14 protein-coding genes are annotated in these 14,188 nt (G+C 64.3%); 7 read left to right on the top strand and 7 right to left on the bottom strand.

The genetic code is table 11. The features are described 5' to 3' along the window. Positions 1-36: 36 nt before the first annotated feature. Together JQ609_RS12480 and JQ609_RS12475 are read right to left on the bottom strand one after the other, a co-directional pair. Positions 37-1,176, bottom strand: a complete 1,140-nt coding sequence (locus JQ609_RS12480; protein WP_212273637.1) for a thiolase C-terminal domain-containing protein — start codon at positions 1,174-1,176, stop codon at positions 37-39. A gap of 5 nt (positions 1,177-1,181) precedes the next feature. Beyond that, on the bottom strand, positions 1,182-1,595 hold the full coding sequence (locus JQ609_RS12475) for a Zn-ribbon domain-containing OB-fold protein (protein ID WP_212205085.1): 414 nt from the start codon (positions 1,593-1,595) through the stop codon (positions 1,182-1,184). Between the two features lie 204 nt (positions 1,596-1,799). Here JQ609_RS12475 and JQ609_RS12470 point away from each other — a divergent pair, with 204 nt between their 5' ends. The 7 genes from JQ609_RS12470 (at position 1,800) to JQ609_RS12440 (ending at position 8,607) form a co-directional block, all read left to right on the top strand. Next, positions 1,800-3,140, top strand: coding sequence for an acyclic terpene utilization AtuA family protein (locus JQ609_RS12470; RefSeq protein WP_212273636.1), 1,341 nt, complete (start codon positions 1,800-1,802; stop codon positions 3,138-3,140). 1 nt (position 3,141) lies between these two features. Continuing rightward, positions 3,142-3,462, top strand: coding sequence for a hypothetical protein (locus JQ609_RS12465; protein WP_212273635.1), 321 nt, complete (start codon positions 3,142-3,144; stop codon positions 3,460-3,462). A 30-nt stretch (positions 3,463-3,492) separates the two neighbouring features. After that, complete coding sequence (locus JQ609_RS12460) at positions 3,493-4,848, top strand: amidase (protein ID WP_212273634.1); 1,356 nt, start codon at positions 3,493-3,495, stop codon at positions 4,846-4,848. Then, entirely contained in the window at positions 4,841-5,530 is a 690-nt protein-coding gene (locus JQ609_RS12455; protein WP_212273691.1) for a DUF2848 domain-containing protein, read from the top strand. The genes JQ609_RS12460 and JQ609_RS12455 overlap by 8 nt, the downstream gene beginning before the upstream one ends. Positions 5,531-5,723: 193 nt before the next feature. After that, complete coding sequence (locus tag JQ609_RS12450; RefSeq protein ID WP_212273633.1) at positions 5,724-6,470, top strand: 2OG-Fe(II) oxygenase; 747 nt, start codon at positions 5,724-5,726, stop codon at positions 6,468-6,470. A 27-nt stretch (positions 6,471-6,497) separates the two neighbouring features. Next, complete coding sequence (gene alkB, locus JQ609_RS12445; RefSeq protein ID WP_212273632.1) at positions 6,498-7,151, top strand: DNA oxidative demethylase AlkB; 654 nt, start codon at positions 6,498-6,500, stop codon at positions 7,149-7,151. A 217-nt stretch (positions 7,152-7,368) separates the two neighbouring features. After that, positions 7,369-8,607, top strand: coding sequence for an MFS transporter (locus tag JQ609_RS12440; protein ID WP_212273631.1), 1,239 nt, complete (start codon positions 7,369-7,371; stop codon positions 8,605-8,607). On the opposite strand, the gene JQ609_RS12435 is transcribed toward JQ609_RS12440, so the two are convergent. The 5 genes from JQ609_RS12435 to JQ609_RS12415 all read right to left on the bottom strand — a co-directional run bounded on the left by JQ609_RS12435 (position 8,608) and on the right by JQ609_RS12415 (position 14,158). Further along, entirely contained in the window at positions 8,608-10,236 is a 1,629-nt protein-coding gene (locus tag JQ609_RS12435) for a thiamine pyrophosphate-dependent enzyme (protein ID WP_212205105.1), read from the bottom strand. Between the two features lie 26 nt (positions 10,237-10,262). Continuing rightward, a complete protein-coding gene (locus tag JQ609_RS12430) occupies positions 10,263-11,132 on the bottom strand; it encodes a fumarylacetoacetate hydrolase family protein (RefSeq protein ID WP_212273630.1) in 870 nt (289 codons plus the stop codon). An 8-nt stretch (positions 11,133-11,140) separates the two neighbouring features. Continuing rightward, positions 11,141-12,124, bottom strand: a complete 984-nt coding sequence (gene hpaD / locus JQ609_RS12425) for a 3,4-dihydroxyphenylacetate 2,3-dioxygenase (protein ID WP_212273629.1) — start codon at positions 12,122-12,124, stop codon at positions 11,141-11,143. Positions 12,125-12,231: 107 nt separating this feature from the next. Then, positions 12,232-13,767, bottom strand: coding sequence for a 5-carboxymethyl-2-hydroxymuconate semialdehyde dehydrogenase (hpaE, locus tag JQ609_RS12420; protein ID WP_212273628.1), 1,536 nt, complete (start codon positions 13,765-13,767; stop codon positions 12,232-12,234). Continuing rightward, positions 13,760-14,158, bottom strand: coding sequence for a 5-carboxymethyl-2-hydroxymuconate Delta-isomerase (locus tag JQ609_RS12415; RefSeq protein ID WP_212273627.1), 399 nt, complete (start codon positions 14,156-14,158; stop codon positions 13,760-13,762). Before JQ609_RS12415 ends, hpaE begins: the two co-directional genes overlap by 8 nt. Positions 14,159-14,188 lie beyond the last annotated feature (30 nt).

Below are 14,188 nucleotides of genomic sequence, written 5' to 3'. Positions count from 1 at the left end.
GGGCGGGGCGAGGGAGCAGGGAAGGTCGGCTCATCGTCACTTCTCGTTCGTAAAGATGATCGTGCCTGATGCCGCGAACATGCCGCCGACGCCGTGGCACACCGATATCCTCGCGTCCTTGACCTGGGCCGGCGCGATGCCGCGCATTTGCCGGACGCTCTCCTGCAGCGCGTACATGCCGTACATGCCCGAATGCATGTAGCTCAGGCCCCCGCCATTGGTGTTGAGCGGCAGCTTGCCGCCGGGGCGCGTATTGCCCTCGGCGATGAACTTGCCGGTTTCTTCGTGCGGCATGAAGCCGAGATCGCCGAGACCGAACAGCGGCAGATGCGCAAAGGCGTCGTAGATCATCAGATGATCGACGTCCTTGTGGGCGATGCCGGCCTCCTTGAACGCCAGCGGTCCTGCGGTCGTGAAGGCGCGCGAGGAGTTGAAGGTCTCCATCTGGCTGACCATCGGCGTTTCCACGCTCTCGCCGGTGCCGAGGATATAGACCGGGTTGTTCGGGAAATCCTTGGCGCGGTCGGCTGACGTGAGGATCAGCGCGCCGCCGCCGTCGGTGACGAGGCAGCACTGCAGGATGCGGAACGGATAGGCGATCATCTTCGAGTTCAGCACGTCCTCGACGGTGATCGGCGCCTTCATGGTGGCGCGGGGATTCTTCGCGGCCCATTCGCGCTGCACCACCGCGACCATGGCGATCTGCTCATGGGTAATGCCGTAAGTCTTCATGTAGCGCAGCACGGGTATCGGAAACATGCTGGGCGGGCCGAACACGCCGAACGGCTGTTCGAACTGGCCGTTGAGGCTGTCCGGCGGCGTCGAGCGCGGCAGCTTTCCGATCATCGACTTGCCGCTCTCGGCGTGCGTGATCAGCACGGTCTTGCAGAGGCCTGCCTCGATCGCGGCCGCGGCGTGGCGGACATGCAGCATGAACGAACAGCCGCCGACGGAGGTGCCGTCGACCCAGGTCGGCTTGATCCCGAGATAGTGGGCGATCTGCTGCGGGGTTTCCACCGCCGTGGCGATACCGTCGATGTCGGACAGCTTTAGCCCGGCATCGGCGATGGCGTTGAGCGCCGCATCCGCGTGCAGCTGGATCTGCGACATGTTGGGGATGACGCCGAGTTCGGTGGTCTCGGCAGCGCCGACGACGGCGACCTGGTTTCTGCGCATGATGCCTAGCCCTTCGCCGGACGGAACTGGGGAAGGGTGATCTTGTCGTCGAGCTTCTCGAAGGCGACCTCGAGCTTCATGTCGAGTACGAGCGCTTCAGGCGTCTGCGGACAATCGAGGATGTTGCTCATCATGCGCGGACCTTCGTCGAGCTCGACGACGGCGATCGCGTAAGGCGGCGTGAAGCCGGGTGCGGCGGGGCGATGGTTGATGACGTAGCTGTAAAGCCTGGCCTTGCCGCTCGCCTTGAACACGCTGACCTTGCGCGAGGCGCAGGACGGGCAGAACGGGCGCGGCGGGAAATAGACATTGGCGCAGGCGTCGCAGCGCTGCAGGCGCAATTCGCCGGCCGCAGTACCGTCCCAGAAATGCTGGGTTTCCGGGGTCGGCTTCGGTTTAGCGCGCGCTGGCTCTGCCATATCAGGCATTCCTCCTCGAGGCGGGCTCCGGCCCGCATGTTGCGATCTTGATGCGACATTTGACCATTCCGCGTCAACGGTCCAGCGGCGCCGTCGCATGGCCGCATTCCCGCAAGCCGACAGCGCTTGTATGCCAGTGATTTCCCGCGCTAGGGTGTTGCTGATTGCGCCGCACGGAATGTCCGCGGTGACGATGGAGGCGATGTGCGAACGATTCGAATAGGATCCGGTGCCGGCTATTCGGGCGATCGCATCGAGCCCGCGATTGAACTCGCCGAAAAGGGCGACATCCAGTACCTGGTGTTCGAGTGCCTCGGCGAGCGCACGGTAGCGTTGGCGCAGCAGGCGCGCATGAAAAACCCGGAAGGCGGCTACGATCCGCTGCTCGAGGAGCGGATGCGCGCGGTGCTGCCGCAGTGTGCCGCCAAAGGTATCAAGATCGTCACCAATATGGGCGCCGCCAATCCGGAAGCCGCCGCGCGCCGGACCGCCGAGATCGCGAAGTCGCTTGGGTTGTCCGCGCTGAAGATCGCCGCCATCGTCGGTGACGACGTGCTCGACGCCTGCAAGGACGGCGATCTGCCGATCATGGAATTCGACGGCACCATCAAGCAGCTCGGCAACCGCTTGCTGTCGGCGAACGCCTATCTCGGCGCCGAGCCAATGGCAGAGGCGCTGAAATCAGGCGCAGATATCGTCATCACCGGGCGGGCTTCGGATCCGGCGCTGTTCCTGGCGCCGATGATCCATGCGTTCGGCTGGGCGATGGACGACTGGAACTTGCTCGGGCAGGGCACCGTTGCGGGGCATCTGCTGGAATGTGCGGGGCAGATCACCGGCGGCTATTTTGCCGATCCCGGTTACAAGGATGTTCCGGATCTCGCCCGGCTCGGTTTTCCGATCGGTGAAGTCGGCGAGGACGGCAGTCTCGTCATCACCAAGGTTGCGGGTTCCGGCGGTGCGGTGACGGCGCGGACCTGCAAGGAGCAGTTGCTCTACGAGGTGCACGATCCACGGCAGTATTTCCAGCCGGACGTGGTCGCGGATTTTTCGCAAGTGTCCATTGAGGAGATCGGGCCCGATCGTGTGCGCGTCAGCGGCGGGCGCGGCCACCAGCGGACCGATACGCTGAAAGTCTCGGTCGGCTATCTCGACAGCTATATCGGCGAGGGGCAGATTTCCTACGCCGGACCCGGAGCGCTGGCGCGCGGCCGGCTCGCGCTGGAGATCGTGCGCGAACGGCTGAAGTTGACGGGCGTGGAATCCAGCGAGCTGCGGTTCGAACTGGTCGGCGTCGATTCCCTGCACGGCGCGGAAATCTCGAACCGCGCGAACGAGCCCTATGAAGTGCGCGTTCGGGTCGCGGGGCGCACGGAAAATCTGCGCGAGGCGGTCAGGATCGGAAACGAGGTCGAAACGCTCTATACCAACGGCCCGGCGGCGGGCGGCGGCGCCTGGAAATCCGCGCGCGATGTCGTCGCGGTGGCATCGGTGCTGTTGCCCCGCGAACTGGCAAAGCCGCAAGTTCGCTTCGTGGGGGCATAAGGTGAAGCTGCGCGAGATCGCCCATTCCCGCACCGGCGACAAGGGCAACATTTCGAACATTTCCGTCATCGCCTATGATGCGAAGCACTATCCGCTGCTGCGCGAGCAGGTCACCAGCGAACGGGTGAAGGCGCATTTCGCCGGGGTCGTCGAGGGCGAAGTGGTTCGCTACGAGCTGCCCAACCTGTCGGCCTTGAATTTCGTGATGACGCAGGCGCTCGGCGGCGGCGTCACCCGTTCGCTGGCGCTCGATGCCCACGGCAAATCGTTGAGTTCGGCCCTGCTCGATCTCGACATTGAGCCCGGATCAGATGACAAGTAGCAAAGCGAAGAGAAGCAGCGAGAGAAACTCATGCCGAACACAACAACACTTGCCTCACTCGCCGCCGATCTCGATAGCGGAGCGACCTCCGCCCGCAAGCTGGTCGAGGCATGTCTCGCCAAAATCTCCGACGCCTCGGGTGAGGGGTCGCGCGCCTTCATCCATGTCGACAAGGAAGGCGCCATTGGTGCGGCCGACGCGATGGACCGGCTGCGCAAGGCCCATGCGGCGCCGTCGCCGTTTGCCGGCATCCCGGTCTCGATCAAGGATCTGTTCGACATCAAGGGGCAGGTGACCCGCGCCGGCTCGCGGGCGCTCGAGGAAGACTGCACGCCGGCAGAAGCCGATGCGCCCGTGGTGGCACGGCTGCGCCGCGCCGGCTTCATCGTGATCGGCCGCACCAACATGACCGAGTTCGCCTATTCCGGCATCGGCATCAACCCGCATTACGGTACGCCGAAAAGCACCTGGAACCGCGGCGTCGGCCACGTGCCTGGCGGCTCGTCTTCGGGCGCGGCGGTCTCGGTCGCCGACGGCATGGCCCATGGCGCGCTCGGCACCGACACCGGCGGCTCCTGCCGGATTCCGGCGGCGTTCAACGGCATCGTCGGCTTCAAGCCGACGCAGCGCCGCGTGCCGCTCGACGGCGGCGTGCCGCTGTCATCCTCGCTCGACAGTTTTGGGCCGCTGGCGCGCACGGTGCAGTGCTGCGCGACGATGGACGCCGTGCTGGCCGATGAACCCGAATTGCCGGTCTTGCAGCCGCGGCCTGTCAGGGGCATGCGGCTCGCGGTGCCGACCACGGTCGCGCTCGATGATCTCGATGACGACGTCGCAACAACGTTCGAGCGCGCATTGGAAACGCTGTCGCGGCAGGGCGCGCTGATTGAACGCATCGAAGTGCCGGAATTCCTCGATGTCGGCGCGATGAACGCCAAGGGCGGCTTTGCAGCATCCGAAAGCTATGCCTGGCACCGCTATTTGATCGTGAGCAAAGGCGATGTCTACGATCCCCGCGTGCACGTCCGCATTCTGCGCGGCGAAGGCATGAGCGCCGCCGACTACATCGATCTGCTCGGCGCGCGAAAATCGTTCATTGCGCACACCGAAGCGCGCATCGCACCCTATGACGCGCTGGTCATGCCGACCACGGCCAACACTCCGCCCAAGATCGCCGACCTCGCTGACGACAAGGCGTTCGCGACGCAAAATCTGCGTGCGCTTCGCAATTGCACGCTGATCAACATGCTCGACGGCTGCGCGATCTCGCTGCCCGCGCACCGCGAAGGTGAGGTGCCGGTCGGGCTCATGCTCGCAGGAGCCGGCGGAAGAGATCGCTGCATCTTTGAACTCGCGGCCGGAATGGAGAATGTCATCCGTGGTTGATCTTACCTTTACCGTTCAGGACAAGGGCGGCGCGCCGACGCCGCTGACGCTGGCAATCGATCAAGCCGTGATTGCCGGCTGGACCGGGCGCGATCCGGTGGCGCGCGACAAGCACATTGCCGAACTGGAAGCGATCGGAATCGCGCGGCCGGCCTCGACGCCGATCTACTACCGTGTCTCCGCGTGCCGGATCACCACCACTGACAGCATCGAAGTCAGCGGCGGCGATTCCAGCGGTGAGGTCGAGTTCGTGCTGATCGGCTGGCAGGGGCGGATCCTTGTCGGCTGCGGCTCCGACCATACCGATCGCAAGGTGGAAGCCTACAGCGTCACGGTTTCCAAGCAGATGTGCGACAAGCCGATGGCATCCACGCTGTGGGAGCTGGAGGAGATCATCGGCCACTGGGACCAGATGATCCTGCGCTCCTGGGCCATCATCGACGGCAAGAAGATGCTGTACCAGGAGGGCACGCTCGATGCCATGCTGCCGGTTAAGGACCTGATCGAACGCGGCTTTGGCGGCAAAGGCCTGCCGGACGGCTGCGCGATGTTCGGCGGCACCTTCGCGGCCAAGGGCGGCATCCGCCCGGCTGATCGCTTCGAGTTCGAGCTTGAAGACCCCGTGCTGAAGCGCAAGATCGGCCACGGCTATGATGTGATTGCGCTGCCGGTGCTGGGTTGATTTGTCGTCCCGGCCTTGAGCCGGGACCCATACCGCGTGATCTGTCGATAAGGCACGACGGCAGAGACCTCTCGCAACATTCCCGCCGGTGGCTATGGGTCCCGGCCCCCGTGCGCAATTGCGCACTAGGCCGGGACGACGCTTAACGGAAATCGGGTGGCACACCGCTACCCGTCTTGCGAAACTGCCCGCCATGAAAGCCACCGCAAAAACCACCGATCGCCGTCCGTCCCCCGACATCGCCGCCCGCGTCGAGGCCATCGACTGGACGCAGGCCACGACCGATCTCGACGGGCAGGGCTCCGCCGTGCTGAAGGGATTGCTGTCGCCGGACGAATGCCGGGCGATCGCGGCGCTGTATCCTGATGACAGCAAGTTCCGCAGCCGCATCGTGATGGGGCGTCACGGTTTTGGGCGCGGCGAATACAAGTATTTTTCCTATCCACTGCCCGACCTGATCGCGGAACTGCGCCCGGCGCTGTATGCGCGGCTGTGCGGTATTGCCAATCGCTGGAACCAGACGATGGGCATCGATATCCGCTATCCCCTGGCGCATCAGGCATTCCTGAAGCGCTGCCATGACGCGGGGCAAATTCGGCCGACGCCGCTGCTGCTGCAATATGGGCCCGGTGACTACAATTGCCTGCATCAGGATCTCTATGGCGAGCATGTGTTCCCGCTGCAGGTCGCGATCCTGCTCTCGGAACCGGGGCGCGATTTCACCGGCGGTGAATTCGTGCTGACCGAGCAGCGGCCGCGGATGCAGTCGCGGCCCGAAGTGGTGCCGCTCACACAAGGCGACGCCGTGGCATTTGCTGTGCATCACCGCCCGGTGCAGGGGACGCGCGGGTTCTATCGCGTTAATCTGCGCCATGGCGTCAGCCAGATCCGGTCCGGCCATCGCCACACCGTCGGCGTGATCTTTCACGACGCCAAGTAATTTGACGCCAAGTGGGTGCGAAGCGAATTGACCGTAGATCTGTTCGACGCCGTTGCCGATGTGCAGCCGTCGCGGGAAGCGATGGCCGATGGTGCCGTGTTGCTGCGCGGTTTGGCCCTGCGCTTCGAAGCCGATCTGATTCCGGCGCTGCGCGAAATTGTGGCGCAGGCGCCGTTTCGTCATATGTCGACGCCGGGCGGCCATCAGATGTCGGTGGCGATGACCAATTGCGGCAATGCCGGCTGGGTCACCGATCACACCGGTTATCGCTATGACGGCGTCGATCCCGAGTCCGGCCAGCCGTGGCCGGCGATGCCCGCGGTGTTTCGCGAACTGGCCGCCGAAGCGGCGACCGAGGGCGGCTTCGAACACTTTTCACCCGATGCCTGCCTGATCAACCGCTACAAGCCGGGCGCCCGGATGTCGCTGCATCAGGACAGGGACGAGCACGATTTTGCCGCGCCGATCGTCTCGGTGTCGCTCGGGATACCCGCGATCTTCCTGTTCGGGGGATCAAAACGCAGCGACAAGCCGGCCCGGTTTCGGCTGGTGCATGGCGACGTCGTGGTCTGGGGCGGGCCGTCGCGGCTGTTCTTTCACGGCGTGGCCCCGCTGGCCGACGGCGAACACGCAGCCATGGGCCGCCAGCGCATCAACCTGACTTTTCGAAAAGCGCGCTGATGGTCTCTTCCCCTCTCCCCTTGTGGGAGAGGGTGGCTTCGCGAAGCGAAGACGGGTGAGGGGTTGCTTCCTCACGGCAAGATTTCGCGATGACGATAGAGACCCCTCATCCGGCGCTTCGCGCCACCTTCTCCCACAAGGGGAGAAGGAAGAGAGGGAAGGACTTCCCATCGAAGTTTCGTCTGGTCTATGCTCTCCGTCGGGCGGGGAGCGAAATATGACCACGACTGAGGCAAAAGCCGACAGCCGCGCGGGCGCCAGCGGCACCGGCATCTACCTGGCCGTGCTGCAACTGATCTTCACGCTGGGCTGGACCACTTACGTCATCTATCTGCCGAAGCTTGCAGCGCAGGTCGGGATCGCACCCGGCATGGTGATCTTCATCCTGATGCTCGATCAGGCGATCTTCACCATCACCGACACCGCGATGGGAATCGCGGCCGACAAGATCGCCCCCTTTATCGGCCGGCTCGGTGTCTTCGTCGGCATCCTGACCGCGATCTCCTGCGCGGCGTTCGTGGCGTTGCCGTTCGTGGCCGGCACGGGTCCGGGCGCGCAAGCCTGGTTCATCGTGCTGATCGTGATCTGGGTCGTGACGTCGTCGGCGTTGCGTGCGCCGCCGCTGACGCTGCTCGGCAAGCATCGCGCGCGGTCACAGGTGCCGTTGCTGGCGGCGCTGGCGATGCTGGGTTACGGCCTGGCCGGCGCGATCTCGCCCTATCTTGGAACGGTGCTGCGCAACCATGATCCGCGGCTGCCGTTCCTGATCTCGGGCGTCGTCCTGCTGCTCACCACATTGGCGCTGTCGAAGGTCGAGCGCGACGCTGTGGCACAAGCGCCCGCCCCGAGCGAGAAGGCAGTCCCACCCAAAGCGATCAGCACGATCCCGATGTTCTTCATCGCCTCGATGGTGATCCTGTCGCTCGGCTATCAACTGCACTTCAGCCTCAACAGTTCGTCGTTCTTCCTGCGTTTCACGACGCAAGATCAGCTGCAGTGGCTGTTGCCGGTGTTCTGGATCGGCTTCAACATCGCGATGTTTCCGGCGAGTGTCGTGGTCAAGCACCGCGGCGGGCTGATCGTGATGGGTGCCGCCGGCCTGTTGGGCGCGCTGGCAGTGCTCGCCGCAGAATTGTCGAGCAGTCTCAACATCCTGATCGTCGCGCAGTTTGTGGCGGGCGCGGCGTGGGGTTGCATGCTGATGAGCGCGGTATCGGCGGCGCTGGCGATCGGCGACACCGGCGCCGAGGGCAAGGTGATCGGGCTGATGTTTTCAGCGCTGGCGCTGGCGACCTTTGCGCGGATGGCGGCAGTCGCCGGCGGCCTGCAAAAGCTGCCGGAATACGCGCCATTGTTGCACTGGGCGCCGGTCGCCTGCTGGACGGTCGCGGGTGCGGGCCTGTTGGTGATCGCGGCTTCGCGGGTACAGCGCGGCGCGATGGCGCGGGGGGCTTAGTTACGGCATCGCCGGATGGATGAACTTCCACGGGCTGACCTCGGAGTCGGTCGGCACTTCCACCGAAATCACATAGGGCCCGCCATCGGCCAGCGCCTTTTCCAGCGCGGCGCGGAAGTGATCGGGCGAGGTGACGCGCGCGGCACCGACGCCGAAGGATTCCGCGAGCTTGACGAAATCCGGATTGACGAGATCGGACGCCACCACGCGGCCGTCGAAACGCTCGCGCTGGTCGCGCCGCACATTGCCATAGGCGTTGTTGTTGAAGATCAGCGTTACCACGCCGATCTTGAACTGCACCGCGGTTGAAAGTTCCTGCACGCCGAACATAAAACCGCCGTCACCCGTGATCGCGACCACCGGCCGCTCCGGATGCGCGACCTTGGCGCCGAGCGCGGTCGGGAATCCAGAGCCGAGCGTGCCCTGATAGCCTGACGTGATGAAGGTACGCGGCTCGTAGATCGGAAAACCGTACCAGGAGGCGAAGCCGACCTGCGACAGTTCGTCGGTGACGATGGCATTCGTCGGCAGCACCTCGCGCAGGATGTTCAGATACGCCATCTGCGGCTGAACCTTCTGGATCTCCTGATGCGCGGCGGCGGTGGCTTCGCGGATCGCGGCGCGGCGTCCGCTGGTCCTGCTGTAACCGGCCTTTTTCACGGCGGCGACCAGATCGGCGGTGCCGGCCCTGGCATCGGCGACCACGGCGGCGTCCGGCGTCAGCCGTCGCATTTCCGACGGATCGATATCGATACGAATGGACTTCAGGCCGGCCGGCTGGAACGGCCACCGAAAGCCCGATGCCGGCAATTCCATGCGCGTCCCGATTCCGATCATCAAATCGGTCTGCGGCCACAGCTTGTAGGCCGCCGCCATCGTCAGCCCTAGTTCGTGCGCGTTGGAGACGATGCCACGGCCGCTGCGGAACGCCACCACGGGCGCATCAATCATTTCGGCGAGTTCGAGGATTTCCTCGGATGCGTCGATCGCGCCGCTGCCGACAAAGATCATCGGCCGCTTGCTGCCGGAGACCAGCGCCGCGGCCGCTTTGATACGATCAGGATCAGGCTGCGGCGCCGGGAAGGGATCGAACGGCTCTGAACCGCCGACCTGCGCACGCTGCGTGAACACGTCCCACGGCATTTCCAGCGACACGGGACCGCGGCGTCCCGACAGCATTTCCTGGAACGCGCGCGAGACCTTTGCCGGGGCGTCGTCGGGATATTCGATTCTATCAGCCCATTTGACGAAGGTGCGCAGCGTTGCGAGTTGGTCCGGCATCTCGTGCAAATGGCCGCGGCCCTTGCCGAGAAACGCCGTCGGCACCTGGCCAGTCAGGCACAGCACCGGCTCGTTGCAGCCGAATGCCGTCAGCAGCGCCGCACTTGCGTTGAGCACGCCGGGGCCGGGGACCACGCTGAACACGCCGGGCCGTCCGCTGGCGCGCGCATAGCCAAAGGCCATATAGCCGCAGGCCTGCTCGTGTCGCGCGCCGATCACTTTCAGCTGTGCCTGATGGAAGGCGTCGAACAGCCCGTAGACCTGCGCGCCGGGCAGGCCGAACACGGTATCGACGCCGTGCGCGACGAGGCCGTTGACGATCGCTTCGCCGCCGGATGTTGAAGTCATGTCACTGTTCCATCATTGCAGGGTGATCAGGTTTCGTCGGCGACGCCGTTGCGCAAGATGCCGACGCCTTCGGCTTCGACTTCGATCACGTCGCCCGGCTTCAGGTAGCGGGGCGGATCGAACCGTGCGCCGGCGCCCGTCGGTGTTCCCGTCACGATGACGTCACCGGGGACCAGCGTGGTGAAGGTCGAGATGTAGTTGAGGAGGTAGCGGAAACCGAAGATCAGCCGCGAGGTGCGGTCGTCCTGCCGCGTCTCGCTATTGACCTTTGTGGTCAGGCGGACGTCCGCAATTTGTGCTTCACTGGTGTAGGGAACCAGCCATGGGCCAAGACTGCCGGTGGAATCAAAATTCTTGCCCTGCGTGACGTTGAACTTGGCATGCCGCACCCAGTCCCGGATGGTGCCTTCATTGCAGAGCGTGACCGCGGCGACGTGATCCAGCGCGTCGCTCTCCCTGATATGGCGGCCGGCCTTGCCGATCACCAGCACCAGTTCGCCCTCGTAATCGAGCTGCGCTGACGCGCGCGGGCGGATCAGCGGCGCGTTGTGGCCGACAAAGGAGCGCGGCGTGCGCATGAACATGCTGGGAAACTTCGGCGCGTCCTGGCCGTCCTTGTACTCGGCGTTGCGGTCCGGATAGTTCACGCCGATGCAGATGATCTTTTCCGGCGCCGGGATCGGCGGCTGCCATGTGATGGCGTCGAGCGCATGATCCGGCGAGCGCTTTGCGGCGTCCTCGGCTAGTTTTGTCAATGCGCCGGCGGCAATGGCTTCGCGCAGCGTCGGATACTCCTTGCCGAAGCGCGCGGAAAGATCGACGATGCCGGCATCCGTCACGGCGCCATACTTGGCGGCGCCGCCGATTGAATAGGTCGCGAGGCGAGGTGAGGTCATCTGGGATCCTAATCCGCAATCGTGACGTCGGCGACAAACGCAGGCTCGCGCACCGCTTGCCCCGTGAACGGCGAGCCCTGCTCGAACCAGGAGCGCGGCGCCGGTGCGCCCCACAGCGTTTGCCGGCGCGGATCTTTCAGCGACCAGCGCAGCGGCTCGTGGTCATGATCGCCGGTAAAATAATCGCTGGTGTAGAGTTCGAGGCGATGGCCGTCGGGGTCGCGGATGTAGAGGAAGAAGGCGTTCGAAATGCCGTGGCGGCCGGGACCGCGCTCGATATTTTTGAGGAAGCCGCTGGAAGCCATCACGTCGCAGAGATGCAGCACGTTCATCGCGGTCGGCACCCAATAAGCGAAATGGTGCAGGCGAGGGCCCTTGCCGTTGGTGATCGCAAAATCGTGCACATTGCCCTTGCGGTGCATCCAGGCCGCCGCGATGCGCCCGTTCGGCCCGTCCTCCTCGCCATATTCGGTCAGGCGGAAACCGAGCCGCGCGTAGAAGTCGACGGTGCCCTGCACCTCGGCCGCGAAGACGTTGAAATGGTCGAGCCGCTGCGGATGGCAGCCCTTGTAGAGGTCGTAGCGCCGCAGCAGATGCGGGCGTTTTTCCATCGTCGCATAGAGCTCGATCTGGAAGCCGAAGGGGTCGGTGAAGTGCAACGTGCGGCCCTGGAACGGCTGCTCGGCGAAGGCATAGGTGATACCATTTTCGGAGAAGAAGCTGGCGGCCTTGTCGAGATCGCCGTCATTGCCGACCTTGAAGCCGAGCCGGTTGCAGGCCGCGGCTTGCGCCTTGCGCAGCACCAGCGAGTGATGCTGGTGCTCCTCGGCGCCGCGCAAATAGACCGCGTTGTCGTCGCGATCCTCGACATGGAGGCCGACGGTCTTTTCGTAGAAGTCGCTAGAGGCGTTCAGATCCGTCACGTCGAGCACGGCGTGGCTGGAGCGGATGATGTTGAACGGCGGATCGAAGGTGTGTGTAGGTACCGGCATGGCGTTTCCCTGATTGGCTTCGTCATTCCGGGATGGTGCGTTAGCACCAGACCCGGAATCTCGAGATTCCGGGTTCGTGCTTCGCACGCCCCGGAATGACGGTGAACCTAGATTCCCAGTCTCTGAATCTTGTGCGTCCCGCGCGCCAGCGAGACGTGTTTGGTTTCCATGTAGAAGTCGAACGAGTAATCGCCGCCGTCGCGGCCGATGCCGGACGATTTCATGCCGCCGAACGGCGTCGGCAGATGACGCACGTTCTCGGAGTTGAGCCAGATCATGCCGGCTTCCAGCGCGTCCGCGACGCGTAGCGCCCGGCCCATGTCGCCGGTCCAGACGTAGCCGGTGAGGCCGTACTGCACGCCATTGGCGATCTCGATCGCGTCCTTTTCATCCTTGAACGGAATGACGGTCAGGAACGGACCGAACACTTCTTCCTGCGCGACACGCATTTTGGCGTGCGCACCGGTGACCAGCGTCGGTTGGACATAATGCCCGCCGCCGGGGCCGTCATGCGGCTTGCCGCCGACCGCAATGGTCGCGCCATCCTTCTGTGCGACGTCGAAATAGCTGCAGACTTTTGCAAGATGCCGCTCGTGGATCAGCGGGCCGATTTCTGTGACGGGATCGAGGGGATGGCCGACCTTCAGCGCCTTGACCCGCGCCGTCAGCTTTTCGATGAATCTTTCGGCGATGCCCTGCTGGACCAGCAGCCGGCTCGACGAGGTGCAGCGCTCGCCGTTGAGCGAGTAGATCATGAAGACCACCGCATCGAGCGCACGGTCCAGATCAGCGTCGTCGAACACGATCACGGGGTTCTTGCCGCCGAGCTCGAAATGCACGCGCTTCAAGGTCGGCGCGCCCTGCGCCATGATCGCCGAACCCGTCGAACTCTCGCCGACGAACCCGATCGCCTTGATCGCGGGATGTTCGGTCAGCGCCTTGCCGGCCTCTTCGCCGATGCCGTGTACGGTGTTGAGCACGCCGTCGGGCACGCCGGCCTGTTTTACCAGTTTTGCCAGGAGGTCAGCCGTCACCGGCGACCACTCGGCAGGCTTGTGCACGACAGTGCAGCCGGCGGCGAGCGCCGGCGCGATTTTCCAGGTCGACAGCATGAACGGCGTGTTCCACGGCGTGATGACGCCGACCGGACCGATCGGCACCCTGGTCGAGAGGTTCCAGTGCTCCTCGCTCGGCGTGCTGAGCCCGTCGCGGGCTTCGGCGCATCTGTCGGCAAAGAAGCGGAAATTCTCCGCGGCGCGGATCGCCGCCTTGGCCATGAAGCGGTGGGCCTGCCCGGTATCGATGCATTCGAGCACCGCGATATCGTCGGCGCGGTCTTCGATGGCGTCGGCGACGCGATGCAGCAACTTCTTGCGCGTCGTCGCCGCCATGTCGCGCCAGGATTTGAACGCCTGCGACGCCGCCGTGGCGGCGCGGTCGATATCATCAGGCTTGCCGCGTGCGACAGAGGCCAGCACCGCGCCATCGACCGGCGATTTGGTCTCGAATGTCTGCCCTGAAATCGACGGCACTATCTTGCCGTCGATCATGTGGCCGATGCCTTCGGCCTTCAGCTTCGCGAGCAGGGGAGCTGCGCGGTCGCGGTTGGCCGCGAACACGTCTTTCGGGGTGACCTTATCCATTGACCGTCTCCACCTTCAAGGCTTCGTGGATGTTGTTGCGCTTCCAGCTGGTGTCCTTGTCGTTGATCTGCATATCGAACGACAATGCGAACTTTGTCTCGGTGAATACCGGATCGAGATGGGCCGAGAGGGCCTTGAAAATGTGCTCGCCGGCCTTCTTTCGGGTGGCGAGATCGCGGCCTTCGCCGAGCCGCAGCACCATGTCGAGGAAGCCGTAATCGAGTCTGTTGTCAGCGATGGCATAGTGCTCGCATTTGATCGCCCGGACACGGATGCCGCCGAGCGGGAAGATACCGGTTTCAACCGCGGCCTTGCGTACCAGTTCCACGACAGCACCCATATCGACGCGTCCGTCGAGTTTGGCTGAATATTCGATCGTGAAATGCGGCATGTCCTTAACTCCAGCGTTTCCCGCGAAAGC

It is taken from the genome of Bradyrhizobium sp. AUGA SZCCT0169, from assembly GCF_018130085.1.
GTDB lineage: Bacteria > Pseudomonadota > Alphaproteobacteria > Rhizobiales > Xanthobacteraceae > Bradyrhizobium.
Note: the sequence above shows the minus strand (reverse complement) of the source record. Positions and strands in the feature narration are given on the sequence as shown.

Coding starts and splice junctions, on each gene's coding strand:
- JQ609_RS12440 (WP_212273631.1), top strand. CDS start 7,369: ATGACCACGACTGAGGCAAAAGCCGACAGCCGCGCGGGCGCCAGCGGC.
- hpaE (WP_212273628.1), bottom strand. CDS start 13,767: ATGGATAAGGTCACCCCGAAAGACGTGTTCGCGGCCAACCGCGACCGC.
- JQ609_RS12475 (WP_212205085.1), bottom strand. CDS start 1,595: ATGGCAGAGCCAGCGCGCGCTAAACCGAAGCCGACCCCGGAAACCCAG.
- JQ609_RS12480 (WP_212273637.1), bottom strand. CDS start 1,176: ATGCGCAGAAACCAGGTCGCCGTCGTCGGCGCTGCCGAGACCACCGAA.
- JQ609_RS12450 (WP_212273633.1), top strand. CDS start 5,724: ATGAAAGCCACCGCAAAAACCACCGATCGCCGTCCGTCCCCCGACATC.
- JQ609_RS12415 (WP_212273627.1), bottom strand. CDS start 14,158: ATGCCGCATTTCACGATCGAATATTCAGCCAAACTCGACGGACGCGTC.
- JQ609_RS12430 (WP_212273630.1), bottom strand. CDS start 11,132: ATGACCTCACCTCGCCTCGCGACCTATTCAATCGGCGGCGCCGCCAAG.
- JQ609_RS12460 (WP_212273634.1), top strand. CDS start 3,493: ATGCCGAACACAACAACACTTGCCTCACTCGCCGCCGATCTCGATAGC.
- JQ609_RS12435 (WP_212205105.1), bottom strand. CDS start 10,236: ATGACTTCAACATCCGGCGGCGAAGCGATCGTCAACGGCCTCGTCGCG.
- hpaD (WP_212273629.1), bottom strand. CDS start 12,124: ATGCCGGTACCTACACACACCTTCGATCCGCCGTTCAACATCATCCGC.